Annotated in this window: 15 protein-coding genes; 2 read left to right on the forward strand and 13 right to left on the reverse strand. The window is 37.8% G+C overall.

Annotation, left to right across the window (positions count from 1 at the left end; all coding sequences use genetic code 11):
• Nucleotide 1 precedes the first annotated feature (1 nt).
• The 11 genes from AZF08_RS03165 to gpr all read right to left on the reverse strand — a co-directional run bounded on the left by AZF08_RS03165 (nucleotide 2) and on the right by gpr (nucleotide 12,102).
• Nucleotides 2-751: a 16S rRNA (uracil(1498)-N(3))-methyltransferase gene (locus AZF08_RS03165; RefSeq protein ID WP_033672596.1), complete on the reverse strand. Its 750-nt coding sequence runs from the start codon at nucleotides 749-751 to the stop codon at nucleotides 2-4.
• A gap of 146 nt (nucleotides 752-897) precedes the next feature.
• Complete coding sequence (prmA, locus tag AZF08_RS03170; protein WP_033672597.1) at nucleotides 898-1,836, reverse strand: 50S ribosomal protein L11 methyltransferase; 939 nt, start codon at nucleotides 1,834-1,836, stop codon at nucleotides 898-900.
• A gap of 28 nt (nucleotides 1,837-1,864) precedes the next feature.
• The gene (gene dnaJ / locus AZF08_RS03175; RefSeq protein ID WP_033672599.1) at nucleotides 1,865-2,968 is read right to left on the reverse strand and encodes a molecular chaperone DnaJ; all 1,104 of its coding nucleotides are present in this window, start codon (nucleotides 2,966-2,968) and stop codon (nucleotides 1,865-1,867) included.
• Nucleotides 2,969-3,188: 220 nt separating this feature from the next.
• On the reverse strand, nucleotides 3,189-5,027 hold the full coding sequence (gene dnaK / locus AZF08_RS03180) for a chaperone protein DnaK (RefSeq protein WP_033672600.1): 1,839 nt from the start codon (nucleotides 5,025-5,027) through the stop codon (nucleotides 3,189-3,191).
• 26 nt (nucleotides 5,028-5,053) lie between these two features.
• On the reverse strand, nucleotides 5,054-5,620 hold the full coding sequence (grpE, locus tag AZF08_RS03185) for a nucleotide exchange factor GrpE (protein WP_033672601.1): 567 nt from the start codon (nucleotides 5,618-5,620) through the stop codon (nucleotides 5,054-5,056).
• A 109-nt stretch (nucleotides 5,621-5,729) separates the two neighbouring features.
• On the reverse strand, nucleotides 5,730-6,761 hold the full coding sequence (gene hrcA, locus AZF08_RS03190; protein ID WP_033672602.1) for a heat-inducible transcriptional repressor HrcA: 1,032 nt from the start codon (nucleotides 6,759-6,761) through the stop codon (nucleotides 5,730-5,732).
• Nucleotides 6,762-6,894: 133 nt separating this feature from the next.
• Nucleotides 6,895-8,034, reverse strand: a complete 1,140-nt coding sequence (hemW, locus tag AZF08_RS03195) for a radical SAM family heme chaperone HemW (protein ID WP_033672604.1) — start codon at nucleotides 8,032-8,034, stop codon at nucleotides 6,895-6,897.
• Nucleotides 8,035-8,085: 51 nt separating this feature from the next.
• A complete protein-coding gene (locus tag AZF08_RS03200) occupies nucleotides 8,086-8,460 on the reverse strand; it encodes a winged helix-turn-helix transcriptional regulator (RefSeq protein ID WP_033672607.1) in 375 nt (124 codons plus the stop codon).
• Nucleotides 8,461-8,604: 144 nt separating this feature from the next.
• Nucleotides 8,605-10,428, reverse strand: coding sequence for an elongation factor 4 (lepA, locus tag AZF08_RS03205; protein WP_033672609.1), 1,824 nt, complete (start codon nucleotides 10,426-10,428; stop codon nucleotides 8,605-8,607).
• A 198-nt stretch (nucleotides 10,429-10,626) separates the two neighbouring features.
• Nucleotides 10,627-10,980 (reverse strand): YqxA family protein, encoded by a 354-nt coding sequence (locus tag AZF08_RS03210; RefSeq protein ID WP_033672612.1) that lies wholly within the window; start codon nucleotides 10,978-10,980, stop codon nucleotides 10,627-10,629.
• A gap of 18 nt (nucleotides 10,981-10,998) precedes the next feature.
• A complete protein-coding gene (gene gpr, locus AZF08_RS03215; RefSeq protein ID WP_033672615.1) occupies nucleotides 10,999-12,102 on the reverse strand; it encodes a GPR endopeptidase in 1,104 nt (367 codons plus the stop codon).
• A 181-nt stretch (nucleotides 12,103-12,283) separates the two neighbouring features.
• Between gpr and rpsT the strand changes: the two genes are divergently transcribed.
• Nucleotides 12,284-12,541: a 30S ribosomal protein S20 gene (rpsT, locus tag AZF08_RS03220; protein WP_017150760.1), complete on the forward strand. Its 258-nt coding sequence runs from the start codon at nucleotides 12,284-12,286 to the stop codon at nucleotides 12,539-12,541.
• 99 nt (nucleotides 12,542-12,640) lie between these two features.
• Here rpsT and holA read toward each other — a convergent pair whose 3' ends face one another.
• The gene (holA, locus tag AZF08_RS03225) at nucleotides 12,641-13,654 is read right to left on the reverse strand and encodes a DNA polymerase III subunit delta (protein ID WP_033672616.1); all 1,014 of its coding nucleotides are present in this window, start codon (nucleotides 13,652-13,654) and stop codon (nucleotides 12,641-12,643) included.
• A gap of 352 nt (nucleotides 13,655-14,006) precedes the next feature.
• On the opposite strand from holA, the gene AZF08_RS03230 reads away from it, so the two are divergent.
• Nucleotides 14,007-14,141: a YqzM family protein gene (locus tag AZF08_RS03230; protein WP_001001652.1), complete on the forward strand. Its 135-nt coding sequence runs from the start codon at nucleotides 14,007-14,009 to the stop codon at nucleotides 14,139-14,141.
• 32 nt (nucleotides 14,142-14,173) lie between these two features.
• On the opposite strand, the gene AZF08_RS03235 is transcribed toward AZF08_RS03230, so the two are convergent.
• Nucleotides 14,174-16,498 (reverse strand): DNA internalization-related competence protein ComEC/Rec2, encoded by a 2,325-nt coding sequence (locus tag AZF08_RS03235; protein WP_033672619.1) that lies wholly within the window; start codon nucleotides 16,496-16,498, stop codon nucleotides 14,174-14,176.
• Nucleotides 16,499-16,570: the final 72 nt, after the last annotated feature.

Here is a 16,570-nt window from a genome sequence, read left to right on the forward strand (position 1 = left end):
ATCACCCCATCAATTCAAAATGATAAGAAGCGGCACTTAATGCGTAAAGCGGCGCCGTTTCTGTTCTTAAAATCCTCGGTCCTAAACTACATGGTATAAATTTATGTTCACGCAGCGTAGAAATTTCTTCCTCTGATAATCCACCTTCTGGGCCAAATACAATCAATAGTTTTTGACCAAGCTCAATTGTCGATAAAGCTTTCGCAAAATTAGCTTTTTCACCTTGCTTTGCTTCTTCTTCATATGCAACAAGACAAACATCATACTCACTGCTCATTGCAAGCAATTGTTTAAATGATACAGGGGCGTGTACATTTGGAATTTCACTTCTATGCGATTGTTCCGCTGCTTCTTTCACAATTTTTCTCAAACGCTCAACTTTTTTATCTGCTTTTTTTGCATCCCATTTTACGATAGAACGAGACGCTTGAAATGGTAAGAATGCAGCTGCCCCAAGCTCAGTTCCTTTTTGAAAAATTAACTCTAGCTTGTCTCCTTTTGGCAGTCCACTTGCAATCGTCACGAACACTGGCAGTTCACTTGACGTCTCTATCCATTCTACAATAGTACTATCCACAAATTCACTGGTAATTTCAGCAATTGTACACTGCGCTGTTTTTCCGTTTACACAGCAATAAATGTGATCACCAGCTGACATTCGCATCACCCTTGCAATATGATGTACATCATCACCTACAATACGAATACTTGCATCATTTACATATTTCTCTTCTACAAAATAACGTTGCATCTCATCACCTTAGTAGAGTTTCGTTCCTTTCGTAAGTCCTCACTTACGAAAAGAACGAAACGTTATCATTTTAATATAACAAACGGCAAGTCCCTCACTTCCTATAGCGAGAGACTCTTCCGTTCCTTATAAACATAAATTATATATTACGCATTTCGCGCAATGATTGCTACCCAATCTTCCATTCTTAACACTTCTTCAATTGTAAATCCAGCTTTTTCTAGTGCCTCAGAAATCACTTTTTCTTTTGCTTCAATAATACCAGATGTAATAAATAGTCCACCCTGCTTTACAACTCTTGCTGCATCTTCAGGGAACAGAAGGATAATTTCTGCAAGTAAATTCGCTACAATCAAGTCTACTGGGCCTTCAATACCTTCTAATAAACTATTTTGCCCGACAGATACGACATCATCTGTTTTATTTAAACGCACGTTCATTTCGGCACTTTCAACTGCAACTGGATCTAGATCATAAGCCTGAATAGATGCTGCGCCTAACTTCGCCGCAGCAATACTTAATACACCAGAACCTGTTCCAACATCAATTACTGTATCTCCTTGCTGAACTGTTTTCTCTAATGCACGAATACACATTGTTGTTGTAGGATGTGTTCCTGTACCAAATGCCATTCCTGGATCTAATTCAATAATTTTTTCATCTGGAGAAGAAGGTGTGTACTCTTCCCAAGTTGGCACAATTGTGAATGTATCAGAAATTTGAACTGGATGATAATACTTTTTCCAAGCAGTAGCCCAATCTTCTTCATCAACTTCGTTAATGGTAATGTTTCCCGTACCAATTTCGATGTCGTAAGATGGAAGTACATCAATAGATGATTTTACACTTGCAACTGTTTCGTGTAAAGAATCCGTTTGTGGGAAGTATGCTTTTATTAACACGCCATCCTCTGGGTATTCAGCTGGATTAAGCGCATAAATTTCACCATACTGTTGCTCACGCTCTTTTGTTAACTCTGCCGGATCTTCAATTGCTACACCACTAGCGCCTGCTTCGTGCAAAATATGAGAGACTGCCTCTACTGCTTCCTCTGTTGTATGAATACTAATTTCTGACCATTTCACAATTTACCAACTCCATTTTTTATTTCCATTATTCCCCTTTAAAAGCTCGTTTAAGCTTTCCAAATAGGCTATCATCTTGATCTTCTTGTCCCGCAAATTCACGCAATAATTCTTTTTGATGTGACGTTAATTTCTTTGGCACAACAACACGAATCACTACGTATTGATCCCCTTGACCATATCCGCGTACATTTGGAGCCCCTTTTCCTTTTAAGCGGAATTCTGTTCCCGTTTGTGTTCCTGCTGGAATTTTCAATTTCACCTTCCCGTGAACAGTTGGAACTTCCACTTCAGCGCCAAGTGCTACTTGCGTAAACGTTAATGGCATTTCACAAATAATGTGATCACCATCACGCTCAAAGAACTCATGATTTCTAACTTGAACAACAACGTATAAATCACCTGCCGGTCCTCCATTTACACCCGCTTCACCTTTACCAGTAACACGGATTTGTTGACCGTTATCAATACCTGCTGGAATTTTAACGTTAATTTTTTTACGTTTACGCACTTTTCCAGAGCCATGGCATGTTGTACATTTCTCTTTAATCATTTGTCCTGTTCCTGAACAGTGATTACAAGCTTGACGGTTTACAATACGACCAAACGGTGTATTTTGTTCGACACTCACTTGCCCTGTTCCTGAACAATGTTTACATGTTTCTTTTGAAGTTCCTGGTTTCGCACCGTTGCCATGACATGTATCACAAGGGTCTTCTACCGGAATTTCAACGTTTAATTCCTTACCAAAAATAGCTTCTTCAAAATTTAAAGTAACTTGATATTGTAAGTCAGCACCTTGGCGCGGTGCATTTGGATCACGACGTCGACCGCCACCTCCGCCAAAGAACGAGCTAAAGATATCTTCAAATCCGAAGCCACCACCAAAGTCTCCGCCGCCGAATCCTTGATTTGGATCAGCATGACCAAACTGATCGTACTGCGCTCGTTTTTGATCATCACTTAAAACTTCGTATGCTTCTTGTACTTCTTTAAACTTTTCAATTGCATTTGCTTCTTTACTCACGTCTGGATGATATTTCTTAGCCAAACGACGGTATGCTTTTTTAATTTCATCTTTTGAAGCACCCTTGCTAAGACCGAGCACCTCATAATAATCTCGTTTATTCATAAATTTGTAACCCCCGAATCTTTCACATAAACGTAATTTTACCACCGAAAGAAAGTGCTTTGCAACAAAGTTTCCTCACTTATCAGTATGCAAAGTGAAAAACTTAAGACCTCCATATAAAAGCCTTAACCACTACTAGACCTTTCCTCATTCGTGAAAAAAGCCAAAGCCAAGGCACGCTTGACTTTGACTTTTTGTCATCTTACTTATTTCGTTTTACTTATTTCTTATCTTCTTTTACTTCTTCAAACTCAGCGTCAACTACATTATCATTTTTCGCACCAGCGTTACCTTGCGCGCCTTCTGCTTGCCCTGCTCCTGCAGCAGCTTGAGCTTGCTCATACAATTTTACAGTTAATTGTTGCACGATTTCTTGAAGCGCATCTTTTTTCGCACGGATTTCATCAAGCTCATTTTTCTCGATTGCCGCTTGTAATGCTTCTTTCGCTTCAGTTGCTTTTGCTACTTCAGCTGCATCTACTTTGCCTTCTAAGTCTTTTACAACTTTGTCTGTTTGGAATACAAGTTGGTCAGCTTCATTACGAAGTTCAACTTCTTCTTTACGTTTTTGGTCAGAATCAGCATTTGCTTCTGCTTCTTGTACCATACGCTCTACTTCTTCATCAGAAAGACCTGAAGAAGATTGGATTGTAATTGTTTGTTCTTTACTTGTTCCTAAGTCTTTCGCACGTACGTTAACAATACCGTTCGCATCAATATCGAATGTTACTTCGATTTGTGGGATACCACGTGGTGCTGGTGGAAGGTCTGTTAATTGGAAACGACCTAGTGTTTTGTTGTCAGCTGACATTGGACGCTCACCTTGTAATACGTGAATGTCTACCGCAGGTTGGTTATCAGCAGCAGTTGAGAATACTTGTGACTTACTTGTTGGAATCGTTGTGTTACGCTCGATTAATTTTGTGAATACGCCACCCATAGTTTCAATACCTAAAGAAAGTGGAGTTACATCTAATAATAGAACGCCTTTTACATCACCAGTAAGTACACCACCCTGAACTGCAGCACCTAATGCTACAACTTCATCAGGGTTTACACCTTTATATGGTTCTTTACCAGTTTCACGTTTAATCGCTTCTTGTACAGCTGGGATACGAGTAGAACCACCAACAAGAATAACTTTATCTAATTCACTTGGAGCAAATCCAGCATCTTTTAATGCACGACGAGTTGGCTCTAATGTTCTTTCAACAAGGTTAGCTGAAAGTTCTTCGAATTTCGCTCTTGTTAAGTTTAATTCTAAGTGTAATGGACCAGCAGCTCCAGCACTAATGAATGGTAATGAAATTTGTGTTTGCGTTACACCAGAAAGATCTTTTTTCGCTTTTTCAGCTGCATCTTTCAAACGTTGAAGCGCCATTTTATCTTGGCTTAAATCAATGTTGTTTTCTTTTTTGAACTCAGCTACTAAATGATCGATGATAACTTGGTCAAAGTCGTCACCACCAAGACGGTTGTCACCAGCAGTTGAAATAACTTCAAATGTTCCATCTGCTAATTCAAGGATAGATACGTCAAATGTACCGCCACCTAAGTCATATACAAGAACTTTTTGTTCTTCGTCTTGTTTTTCTAAACCGTAAGCAAGTGCTGCTGCTGTTGGTTCGTTAATAATACGTTCTACTTCTAAACCAGCGATGCGACCTGCATCTTTTGTTGCTTGGCGCTCTGCATCGTTGAAGTATGCTGGTACAGTGATAACAGCTTTCGTTACTGTTTCACCTAAGTATGCTTCAGCAGAAGCCTTTAAGTTTTGTAAAATGATTGCAGAAATTTCTTGAGGTGTGTAATCTTTACCCTCAACTTCTACTTTATAGTCTGTACCCATATGACGTTTAACAGACATGATTGTATTTGGGTTCGTGATCGCTTGACGCTTCGCTACTTCCCCAACTTGACGCTCTTCATTTTTGAAAGCTACAACAGAAGGCGTTGTACGGTTCCCTTCTGGATTTGGAATAACCTTTGGTTCTCCACCTTCCATAACAGCTACACAAGAGTTTGTTGTACCTAAGTCAATACCGATAATTTTACTCATGGCGAAACCTCCTACATTTATGTAAATTATTGATTTACTTTTACCATTGATGGGCGAATCACACGGTCTTTCAGCTTATAACCTTTTTGGAATTCTTCCACAACCGCGTTTGATTCAAACTCACTGTCTTCTACTTGCATGACAGCTTGATGTTCATGAGGATCAAACGGTTTTCCAACCGATTCAATTACCTCGACACCTTCTTTTGTCAGCGCTTCTAGCAATTGACGATGTACCATTTCCATCCCTTGTAACAAGGACTTCATCTGCTCATCGCTTGCTTCCACTTGCATCGCTCTTTCAAAATTATCAAGAGCTGGTAAAATATCTGACACAAGACTTTGTGATCTATATTTTTCAGCCGCTTGCTTATCTAGTTGAACGCGGCGCTTATAGTTTTCAAAATCGGCTTGTAGACGTAGTGTGCGACCTTCCGTTTCCGTCAGTTTCGCTTGCAGTTCATCTACTTGTTCTTGTAAAAGAGCCGCTTCACTTTTTTCTACGACAGTTTCTTCACTGTTTTCAGCTTCGACAGTTTCTTCTGTTTGTGCTTCCTTTACTTCTTCAGCCACTTGTTCGTTACGCTCTTCCACAACTTTCACCTCCTTAAAAAGTACCAGGACTCACAAGAAGCATGAGCACCCAAGTATTTTTTTATGTTACACACCCGCAATGAAAATGTTCACCGCTTGGGCGAATTTATTATTTTGATTTATAAAATCCATTTAGACCACCTGTAAATTGTCTTGTAAACAATTGTAACAAACTAATCACCCGAGAGTATTGCATTCTTGTCGGACCTAAAATGGCAATTGTTCCAAGCTGTTCTTCACCAATTGAATATGTTGCAGAAATTAAACTGCAATCTTCCATCGCTGTTGAAGTATTTTCACGACCAATTTTCACTTGAATTCCAACTTGTTTATTACGTAAAATATCGTAAAATTCAGCTTCGTTATCAATCATTGTCAGCAAGGAGCGTACCTTTTGGATGTCATGAAACTCCGGCTGCGAAAGCATATTTGCTTTCCCACCAAAGTATATCTTTTCCGACAAAGGAACTTGAAATGTACCATCCAACATTTTTATCGCACTATCATAATTGTGGACATATTGGCGCAGTACTGTCACAATTTCTTTTAAAATTTTATTATGCAGTTCTGCCATTGGTACACCAGATAACTTCTCGTTTAAAATATTAACCATTTTTTCTAAATCTGATAAATCAACAGATTCCGGAACGGTAATCGTTTTGCTTTGTACATGCCCTGTATCCGTTACAATAATCGCAACCGCTGTTTGCTGATCAAGTGGAACAATCTGTACATTTTTCAATTTATTTGTACCCACCTTCGGCCCAAGAACAATTGCCGTATAGTTTGTGAGTTCTGATAAAATCTGAGCAGATTGCTGTGCAACTTTTTCTGCTTCAAAAATCCTTTCAGCAAATAAATCTTTAATCTGTACAATGTCCTCGTTTGGTAAATGTTGAGGCGCTAAAAGATGGTCCACATAAAATCGATAGCCTTTCTCCGAAGGAACACGTCCAGAAGAACTATGCGTCTTTTCAATAAACCCTAACTCTTCTAAATCAGCCATTTCATTTCGGATAGTAGCTGAACTAAATGTAATTTCATCTTTCTTAGCCAATGTTCTTGATCCAACAGGTTGTGCTGACCCAATAAAGTCATCAATAATTGTTTGTAAAATTAAGAGCTGACGTTCCGTAAGCATCTCATCATCACCTCTGTTAGCACTCTTTGTCTTCGAGTGCTAAATCTATTAATAACTTACCAAAATTGACATTGAATTGTCAACGGAAACGTCACGAAATAGAGAAACTTTTTCATACCTACTAGACATTTAATTAATCCATTAAGAATGATTGGAATACTTCATTCCCCAACAATTTACCTTGCCTTGTCAAACAAACATGCTTTTCTTTATCCTGAAGCAATCCATGTTCCTTATTAGATAACAACTGCTTTGCAAAAATCTCATCCATTTCTACTCCAAATTTCTTTTGAAATTCCAGTTTAGAAACGCCATTTGTTTTCCGAAGCCCTAAAAATAGCTCTTCTTCCATTCTTTCTTTGATCGTCACTTCATGGACATCTAAGTAAGGAAAACCAGTCTCATCAATTTTAGAAAAATATTGTTTTAGCGGACCAACATTTTGAATTCGTTCTCCATTTACATAGCTATGGGCACCAGCTCCAAACCCATAATACTGTTCATTATTCCAGTATGTGAGATTATGTCTACTTTCATAGCCTTCTTTTGAAAAATTACTAATTTCATACTGATGGTAACCATGCTTTTCCATCTCATCCATTACCATTTCATACATTTTCGCTTCATGATCTTCCCCTGGAAGTCTTAATTTTCCTTTGTTCATTAAATTATAAAAAACCGTCTTCGGCTCAACGATCAAGGAGTATGCAGAAAAATGCTGAACACCAAGTGTAAAAGCAATGTCTAATGTTTCTTTCACATCTTCTATCGTTTGCCCTGGCAGTGCATAAATTAAATCCACATTAATATTTGTGAGGCCCACTTCCTGCGCTTCACGAATCGCTACAAATGCATCTTCTCTCGTATGCTTACGTCCAATTTTCTCTAGCAACTCGTCACGGAACGTTTGCACACCGAAACTAATCCGATTTACACCACCTTCTAACAATAGGTTTAGCTTCTCTTTTGGTAAGTCTCCGGGATTTGCTTCAAAAGTTAATTCACAATTTGGAGCAAATGGGCGCAAACGACGATTAATAATAGCAAGCAACTCTTTTGTCTGCTCCATATTTAGCGCCGTTGGTGTTCCGCCCCCAACAAAAATCGTTTTCATATTTTCAAATGGTACCTTTTGCACCGTATTTATTATTTCTTTCTCTAAGTACTGTAAATATTGATCAACAGGCTGACGTTCAATAAATACTTTATTAAAATCACAATAGTGACAAATATGCTGACAAAACGGAATATGAATATATGCAGCTTGTACCAAACTATACTCCTACCTTTCTAAAAAGAAAACCTCCGCACTTCGGAGGCTCCTTTACTTCTGTAACGTGTTACGAATTTGTTCCATTCGCATTTTTCCCCAATCATACATCATTTCGACGATTGGTAAAAGTGTCATGCCTAGTTCCGTCATAAAGTACTCTACACGCGGAGGTACTTCCGGATATACTGTCCGGCCAATGATTCCATCTTCCGCTAACTCTTTCAATTGATTCGATAAAACTTTATGAGAAATGTTCGGGAATAGTCGTTGCAACTCACTAAAACGATGTGGTCCTTCGACCCCTAAATGCCATAGGATTACAACTTTCCACTTCCCACTAAGAATAGAAAGTGTCAGTTCCTTTTCACAATTAAAATTTCCATTTTGTATTTTTTCTTGAATATCTTTTCTAATGTTTTCAGACATCAATAGTCTCCTAACTCTATATCAATGGTTACTGTTGTTTCTAGCAATAAAAAGTTTCTTCACTATTGTAAATGAGAGATGCGAAGATGTCTAAAAAAGTAATCATACACACAAAAAGAAGCCGTACAAACGGCTTCTTTTTTATTAATTATCATCCATTTTCAATACAGCCATGAATGCTTCTTGTGGTACTTCTACAGAACCAACAGACTTCATACGTTTTTTACCTTCTTTTTGTTTATCAAGAAGTTTACGTTTACGAGAAATGTCACCGCCGTAACATTTTGCAAGTACGTTTTTACGCATCGCTTTAATTGTAGAACGCGCTACAACTTTGTTCCCAATTGTCGCCTGGATCGGCACTTCGAATTGTTGTCTCGGAATTAATTCTTTTAATTTTTCTACGATTACTTTACCACGATCATACGCTGAATCACGATGCACAATGAAAGATAAAGCATCGACTTGTTCATTATTTAATAAAATATCCATCTTCACCAGTCTAGATGGTTTGTAGCCGATTAACTCGTAATCAAATGACGCATAGCCTTTCGTATTAGACTTCAATTGATCAAAGAAGTCATATACGATTTCAGAAAGTGGGATCTCATATGTTAACGTAACACGTGTTTCATCTAAGTATTGCATATCAAGGAATGTACCACGTTTACCTTGGCAAATTTCCATTACAGCCCCAACGTAATCATTTGGAACCATAATTGTCGCTTTTACAAATGGTTCTTCCACACGATCGATCGCTTGAGGATCTGGCATATTAGATGGGTTATCTACAATCATATCCTCTCCATTCGTTAAATACACTTTGTAAATAACGCTTGGCGCTGTTGTAATTAAGTCAATCTTAAATTCACGTTCAATACGTTCTTGAATGATTTCCATGTGAAGTAAACCTAGGAATCCACAACGGAAACCGAATCCTAATGCTTGAGATGTTTCAGGTTCAAATTCAAGAGCCGAATCATTTAATTCCAGTTTTTCTAACGCATCGCGTAAATCGTTATAACGTGCAGAATCAATTGGATATAAACCACAGAATACCATTGGATTTAATTTACGATAACCTGGTAACGGTTCTGCTGCTGGACGTTTCGCATGTGTGATTGTATCACCAACACGCGTGTCTCCCACGTTTTTAATAGATGCTGCTAAGAATCCTACATCACCTACTGTTAATTCTTCTCGTTGCGTTGTTTTCGGTGTGAATACACCTACTTCTGTTACTTCAAACTCTTTACCAGTTGCCATCATACGTACTTTATCGCCGACTTTTACTGTACCGTTTACAACACGGATATACGCAATTACGCCGCGGTATGGGTCATATAAAGAGTCAAAAATCATACATTGTAACGGCTCTTCAGAATCTCCTGATGGAGCTGGTACTTTTTCAACGATTTGTTCTAAAATGTCTTCAATACCAATCCCAGCTTTCGCTGAAGCAAGTACAGCTTCTGATGCATCTAAACCAATTACGTCTTCTACTTCTTGACGAACACGTTCTGGGTCAGCACTCGGTAAATCAATTTTATTAATAACCGGTAAAATTTCTAAATTATTATCAAGCGCTAAATATACGTTTGCTAATGTTTGCGCCTCGATTCCTTGTGCTGCATCGACAACAAGGATTGCACCTTCACAAGCCGCTAAACTACGAGATACTTCGTACGTAAAGTCGACATGTCCTGGTGTATCGATTAAATGAAGAGTATATTCTTCGCCGTTTTTTGCTGTATACGTTAATTGAACTGCATTTAATTTAATTGTAATGCCACGCTCACGCTCTAAATCCATAGAGTCAAGTAATTGAGCTTTCATTTCGCGTTGTGTTAACGCGTTTGTTTTCTCCAAAATACGGTCTGCTAACGTTGATTTTCCGTGATCAATGTGAGCAATGATGGAGAAGTTACGAATGTTAGACTGCCTTTTTGCTCTTTCTTCTTTATTCATCTATGTTCTCAACTCCTAATAGTCTCGCCAATATACACTAGCACTGATTATATCAATAGAGCAGCAAAGATTCAATGAAAACTCGTGCCGCTTGCAAGACAAATCATCTTATCTTTATCTTATGCGAGCAAAAAACAAGAGACAAACCTTTTTCTAACAAAAAATAGTTGTCTTAAAAAAACATAAGACAACCATTTTTCATCCTTCTAGTTGGATAAAAATTTCTTTTATTTTCCCAATTACTATATCAGTGCCGAATTTGGCAACGTTTCGAGTGAATTCCGTAATCCCCCTTCCCGCCGCTTCTACAACATTAAAACTTCTAAGATTTTCTAACGTTTTTTGTTTTTCATGAGCGGAAAATGTCTCTCCTAAAATCTCCATCTCAACATTTGAGTTCTTCGTCCCCGTCATATGAGCAATTTGTTCATATGTTGGTTGGCGATATCCCTTCATGCTTTTCAAACCGTGGTTAGCGATCCAAATCCCAATCAACATCATAAACAAAAACAAAATAACACCACTTATACACTGGAGCGCAAATCGACTCAACTGTCTTCGCTCCTCTCATCAATGCGTATACGCCCCTGTATTGTCTTGATCCACTTGATGATGGAGCGCAGCATTTAAACCGCTAGCTATTACATTTGCCATATCTTCAATAAATGTATCGACTTCTTTCGGTGTCACCATTAAGTTATGACCGAGAGGGGCTAGCACTTCATAAATTAATTTCCGCTTTTCTTCATCTTCCAATGTGCCCACTGCCCCTAGAAACATATTACGACTTTTTTCATCTGGCATATCTTCCTCTGTTAATTTTTTCTTCTCTCCAAATGTAAACCCAGCTGGCAATAAAGAACGCGACGGCTTGTCACCTTCTTTCATTTCACGCCCAAAATGTTTTAGGATAAAATCAATCGTATCGCTCGTAATTGAAACGGCATCAACAACCGTTGGAACACCAATAGCGATAACAGGAATTCCTAGTGTTTCTTTACTCAGTTCTTTTCGTTTATTCCCAACTCCAGAACCCGGATGAATCCCTGTATCTGAAATTTGAATCGTACTGTTTACTCGTTCAATTGACCGAGCAGCAAGTGCATCAATCGCAATAACAAAATCAGGCTTTGTTTTTTCAATGATTCCATAAATCACATCGCTTGTTTCAATCCCTGTAATCCCCATTACTCCCGGACGGATAGCACTAACAGGACGAAAGCCTTCCTCTACACTTTCAGGTTGTAATTTAAACAGATGACGGGTTACAAGTACATTCTCTACGACAATTGGTCCCAGTGCATCTGGTGTTACATTCCAGTTTCCGAGTCCTACGATTAAACAACTCGCCTCTTTATCAATTCCAATTTCTTCTAATAAATATGAAAATTCTTTTGCAAAAATTCGTTCCACTTTTTGCTGCAGTTCCGTGTCTTGTTGACGAATCCCTTGCACTTCAAGCGTTAAATAATTCCCTGGTTTTTTACCCATTGATTCAGAAGCACTTTCATCGATTATAACTTTTGTAATCGTAACCCCCTCTTCTTCACGCTCTTTTACAATAACGCCGTTAATACTTTTTTTCTCTTGTTGACGCTCTTGTAACATTTGATGCGCCTCTACTGCAAGGTCTGTCCTAACACTATATTTACTTAAATCTAATGGTTCTTTCATCGTATCTCCTCCGCAATTCATAGTAAATATAGTTAGATTCCCCAAAAATATATAAGGTCATTCTTTCCTTTACATGAAATTTCATTGATCTCGCTATTGCAATTCTCTTCTCCGTTTGATAGAATATCACTTGTTCTATGTAAGTATCGAGTCACTCGATCGCACCAGGGAGGTGAAAAGTATGGCAAACATTAAATCTGCTATCAAACGCGCTAAACTTAGCGAAGAGCGTCGTGCACATAACGCTTCTATCAAGTCTGACATGCGTTCAGCTGTTAAAACTGTAGAAGCTTTAGTTACTAATAACGATCTTGAAAATGCTAAAGAAGCTTTCAAAACTGCTTCTAAAAAACTTGACAAAGCAGCTCGTAAAGGTCTTATCCACCAAAACGCTGCAGCTCGTCAAAAATCTCGCTTAGCGAAAAAAGTAAACGCGTAAGGCGTTTAAAAAACGATCCATTCGGATCGTTTTTTTATATACCAAAAAGTTCATGCGGAAAATCGCACGAACTTTTTTCTATCTATCTTCATTTTTACTTTATCCAATGTGATTCAATCGCATTAAGAAAAATTCTAAAACAAGCTTCTTATCCATCTTCCCTGTCTTCATACTATAATCAGCTTCAGCTAACTCTAAAATAACCTTTTTTAATTCTTCAAATGAAAAAAACTTCGTTTGGTTCATCGCTAACTTCACCCTGTACGGATGAACACCAATATGCGAAGCAATTTGATTCTGTCCATATCCACGCTGTTGTAACTCTTTTACTTGGTAAAGCAAGCGGAATTGACTAACTAATAATGCTAACAATTTAATAGGCTCCTCTTGTTGCGTAAATAAGCCATGTAAAATTTGCATCGCTCCAGCAATATCTTTTTTCACTACTTTTTCTGTCAATGCAAATACATTTTGCTCAACCGATTTAGGAACTAACTCTGCTACAAGGTTGGTTGTAATCTCTTCCCCCATACCAACATAAAGCGTCAGCTTGTCCATTTCCTGTGCTAGCATCGTTACATTACTTCCTACAAGATCTAACAGTAAGCTGACAGCTTCCTCTCCAATATGAATATGCGCTTCTTCTGCACGGGCCACAACCCATTTACGAACGTCCTGTACTTGCATTGCATTTGCTTCTACTACATCCGCTGTTTTCTTTAGTAACTTCGTAATTTTTTTCCGTTCATCTAACTTTTCATAAGGAGCCACAAATACAATAATCGAAAACGGTGACGGCTCCGTAATATATTCTTCTAGAATTTTTATATTTTGCTCTAATTTTTCTTTTTGTGACGTTAAAAATAATGGAGATTTAATTAATAATACTTTACGTTCCCCAAAAAAAGGAAGCGTTCGTGCATCTTCAATTACCTCTTCTAAATACGCCTCTTCTAAATCATATGTTACAACATTAAACTCGCGATCTTCCTCGGCTAATGCTTCCGTTGTTATAAGCTTTATTGTTTCATTTATAAAATAGGCTTCCGTTCCATATAGTAAATAAAGCGGTACAAACTGTTTCTTTTTAATTTTCTTATGTATATCACTCATACTTTTTCCTACTCCCTAACTTGACAATATACCTTAATACTAATGCGGTATCTTTGGTTTTACAAGTACAAAGGAACAGGTGCAGTTAACCTGTCCCTTTATCTATATAAAACGCCACGCAATAAGCCCCGGGATTCTTATTGGTGTGCGGTAACCACTTTACTTTTATTATTTACAACTGCCGTTTAAGTATAGCTACCAACTGTTAACATGCTTGGAAATCGAATTTTTCTAGAGAATTGTAAATGAGGAAAAATATAAAACCACAATCTATATTATCTTCATATGGAAATTGTAGATTTTTTTCTGACAATATTTTATACTAATATGGAATGTTGGGGAGGGATTCTAAATGAATGAATTTGAACAAAACGTTCAAAGTAAACGCAATGACGCTATTGATTCAGGGGTAGGTTTTATCGTCTCATTTGGTTTTTTCGCAACACTTTTCATCATCGCAACAATTATTAAATTTATTGGTTCTTAAAGGCTGCTACTCGCGGCCTTCCTTTTTTCACTTTATCTTTTCCGTATCTCATCATATGTTAATTTACTCCGAAACGTTCCACTTTCTCCTTCAAAAACATAGAGAATAGCCCCTTGCACATCTGTCCGCCATATTTCAATATTCAATTCTCGAAAACGTTCTAGCACTTCTTGGTGCGGATGCCCATATCGATTGTATTCTCCAGCAGAAATAATTGCTTTTTTCGGCTGAATGAGATGTAGAAAAGCAGATGAGGATGACGTCTTACTACCATGATGCCCAGCTTTTAAAATATCCGCTTGTAACCCTGGATACTTCTCTACAATACGCCGCTCACCTTTTTCTTCTAAATCTCCAGTAAACAACCATTTCATCCCCCCTAGTTTTGCCCATAATACAATAGACGCATCGTTATCTCCCTTCTCTCCTCCCTCTGGTGATAATACAGTAAATACCGCTTCATCTACTTGCCATCTATCCCCTTCTCCTACAACCTTTATTCGCATATTTTTTTGCTTTGCAATTTGTTTCAATTCTTTTTCTAACATGGTATCTTCTCGTTTCTTTCCAAATACGACTTCTTCCACAGCAATAGAGGATATCAATTCTTTAGCCGATCCCATATGATCTGCATCACCATGCGTCACAATCAACTTATCAATTTTTCGAATACCTTCCTTTTGTAAAAATGGCAGAAGAACATCATGTCCAACAGAAAACTCATGTTTTTTCTTCTGCCAAGGTTCTTTTTTGATCGGAATCGTTCCTCCTGTATCAACAAGATAAACCCCTTTGTCGTACGGAAGGCGAATTAATATTGCATCTCCTTGTCCAACATCAATAAATGTAACACTTCCGCTTGCACGAAAATACGGAGAAACATAATGACAAGTACATACTAAAAGGAGAAATCCAACAGTTAAGAACAAAAACTTTTTTCTAGCCGCTCTTTCCCACACAATAAATACACTAATTATGCTAAAAGAATATAGCACTACAAGAAATGCAGGTGTTTGCCCAAAGGTAAAGCGCAGAAACGGGAGGTTTTCACAATACTGAAGAATAGCATTAGAAAACGTTAAACATGCCGATAATCCATATGCAATCCATTTCGCTATGAAAGGAATAAATAGCATACATGTAAAAATCACAATGCTACATGGTAATACGACACATGATAAAAACGGGACATATATGAGATTGAGGAAGATGCTATATGGAGAAAAATAACCGAAATGATATAACAAAATAGGAATGCTAGCAAGCTGTGAAATAACCGAGAGATAAACCGCATTTCGAACAAGTCCTTGCTCACGCTGCAATAAAAAATTCACAGATAGTAGTAGCGCTAAACTACCAATAAACGAGAATTGAAATCCAATATCAAAAAGCATATAAGGATCATATAAAAGCATCAATATAGCCGTCATACTGAGCGCATCTAAACTTGATACACGGATAGAGTGTATTAGCGCCACTAATAGCATAACACCCGTTATAGAAGCTCTCATGACAGATGGAGAGCTTCCAGCAAAAAACATATAAAGCGGAATACAAACAACGAGACATATTGTTGTCATTTCCCTTGTCAATCCAATCCGAAGCAAAATAAAGTAGCCAATTGCCATTAACAGCACAATATGCGATCCCGAAATCGCCAAAAGATGAATGAGTCCAAACTGTTGATATTGTTCTTCCACCTCAAATGTCATCTGTTTCCTATCTCCAAACAATAATGAATTCATAAATGCCCCCGATTGCCCAGGAAACATTTCCGCAATCGCTGAAACTGCGTTTTGTCTTAATAAATAAATCCATTGTACAAATGAAAAAGAGCTTTTCGTGCAGTTCGATATCTCCGTTACTTCAAATAAATAATGAATTTTTTGTTTATATAAGTAATCTCGATAATCAAACCCATGAAAATTCCGAGCTTCTGATGGCTCTCTCAGTTCCCCTTTAAATGTACACCTCATACCAGCATACAATTGCTGCAACTGTTCTTTTTGCTTAGCCGATTGTATTTTGTAAAACAATTGCACCACGTATTTACCATTTGTTTCCACCGAAAAAGAAAGACGATCACCATTTATAAGAGGGGTGCTTTGAATGATACCATTTGTCACTTTATAATTTAATTCTTTAGAAGGATGATTTTCCTGTTCAATGTATGAAGTATAAAGAAAGCTACTAAAACATGTCAGTATGCAAAAAACGAGGACTTGACGCGAAGTACGATATATACAAAATAAAACATAACAACCGAACAAACTAGCATACAACAGCTGAAACGAGGAACAGGCAATTGCAATCCCAATAACAAATGAGATTGCAACATAGCCCCATTGTCCACGCAACTCATACTCCCCCCTTATAACGGATGTTCAAACAGTTCAGTAACGATAGCTGTCACATTCCTTCATTATGTC

The organism is Bacillus gaemokensis (genome assembly GCF_001590835.1).
GTDB lineage: Bacteria > Bacillota > Bacilli > Bacillales > Bacillaceae_G > Bacillus_A > Bacillus_A gaemokensis.